We start from the raw sequence: 1,632 nt of genomic DNA on the forward strand, positions 1-1,632 counted from the left end.
CAAAATTGGGACGTATTCTCCGCTTATAAAGCCAGTTTAGGCTTTGTTTGGGCTTAAAATTTGTTTAAGTCCCGTTAGTAGTTTTTCTAATCAAAAATAACCCATGCCCTATTCGCAATGCCCAATTTCCAAATTAAATGAACAAGCTAGGTGAGATTTTAAAATAATCGCCTAGTGCCTTAGCTTGTGCCTTGCTAATCGCTCTTTTCCCATTCACAACCTCAGACACCACGCCGCTCGATCCAATGATACCTACCAAGTCCGCTTGACGGGTGCCGCTGGATTCCATGATGTGTTGCAAAATCTCATGAGGCTCCGATTTCTCGATCGGATAATTTTCCGTCTCATAAACTTCAATCAGCGTGACTAACAACTTGTATAAAGCTCTCTCCTCTGGAGTGAGGTTTTTAGCGAACGTTAGCCGTTCTGCCACAGCCAGGAGGCGATCGTATTCCTCTTCGGTTTCGATCGCCCTAGGAGCGATTTCTGCAAGCAAATTGCTATAAGTGGCTCCATCAAAAGTAAGGATCATTTTTCCATTTGTCTTTGTCGTATTCAGCGTGGGTTAGGAAATATTTGTAGAAAATAGTTTGCTCCTCGTAGTTGATGCCGACAATCAGGCGATATTCGTTGCCTTTGATATTAAAGACTGTGAAGTTTCCTACTGCTTCGGCATCCCGGTAAATCTTGCGAACCTCCTCCAAATTCTGCCATTCTGCTTGCTTTACAGTTGCGTTCCAGCTATCAATTTGATTTTTGACATCGGGATACTGGGCAGCATCTTTACGGAGGTTGCGGATCGAGATTAGGTGCATGGGCTTTTCTAGAATTAGTTCTTTTTTTCTGCATAGCTTTCTCTGTTTTTCGTTTGTTTTCGTTTGTTTTTAGTTTGACTTTCGTTTGACTTTCGTTTGACTTTCGTTTCGTGTTGCTTGCATACTATGCTTATACTCTCATTTTGAGAGTAAAACGTCAAGGCCCGATCGAGTAAAAATTCTTTAACGCCCTCCAAGTGGGTTTTGTGTGTGTAGGCGCGGTTGGAAACCGCAGGCTTTGTCTTTAATACCCACTCTGCCTCCCCCGACTTGAGCCTCATCGTGTAAAAAAGCTTCTAGCAGCGTGGTTCGGGCGATCGCCTCGCAAATCAGAGTCAGCGTTTTAGCAGAGGCTCTACGCACGACAGGGTTGGCGTGATGTGCTAAGCTTCCAGCAAAAAAAAAGTTGCAGGTTTGCCAATTGAGCCGAGAGTTTTGGCTAAACTCAGCCTCACCATTCCCTGGGAATCTCCCATACATTAGACCATCTTTTTGAGCAGTTCGCTGTCGTTGGGATTGAAAGTTGCGAGGGCCATTTGCTCTCTCTCACCGTTGGCAGCAAAGCGTCGCTTCTGCTGGCTCATATCAACTCCGCGCTTCTGAGGAATTGTAAAATCGAATCAACAGTCAATACTCAACTACCCCGTCAGTTTTTCGACCCCTCCTTCAACAGTCAACAGTCAACAGTCAACAGTTAACAGTCAACAGTCAACAGTCAACAGTCAACAATAATTCCGGTGGGGAGCATCTCATATTTGTAAAAATACTTCTTCTGGCTCCTTCCTTCTTCTGGCTCCTTCCTTCTTCTTCTTTCCTT

General features: G+C 44.4%; 3 protein-coding genes. All 3 read right to left on the reverse strand.

All coding sequences use genetic code 11. The features are described from left to right. Positions 1-133: 133 nt before the first annotated feature. The 3 genes from QT990_RS35690 to QT990_RS35700 all read right to left on the reverse strand — a co-directional run bounded on the left by QT990_RS35690 (position 134) and on the right by QT990_RS35700 (position 1,295). Entirely contained in the window at positions 134-532 is a 399-nt protein-coding gene (locus tag QT990_RS35690) for a transcriptional regulator (protein WP_333148420.1), read from the reverse strand. Next, entirely contained in the window at positions 516-815 is a 300-nt protein-coding gene (locus tag QT990_RS35695) for a type II toxin-antitoxin system HigB family toxin (protein WP_333148418.1), read from the reverse strand. Before QT990_RS35695 ends, QT990_RS35690 begins: the two co-directional genes overlap by 17 nt. Positions 816-998: 183 nt before the next feature. Then, a complete protein-coding gene (locus QT990_RS35700) occupies positions 999-1,295 on the reverse strand; it encodes a HEAT repeat domain-containing protein (RefSeq protein ID WP_333148416.1) in 297 nt (98 codons plus the stop codon). Positions 1,296-1,632 lie beyond the last annotated feature (337 nt).

The organism is Microcoleus sp. T3_B1, from assembly GCF_036700445.1.
Classification (GTDB): Bacteria; Cyanobacteriota; Cyanobacteriia; order Cyanobacteriales; family Microcoleaceae; genus Microcoleus.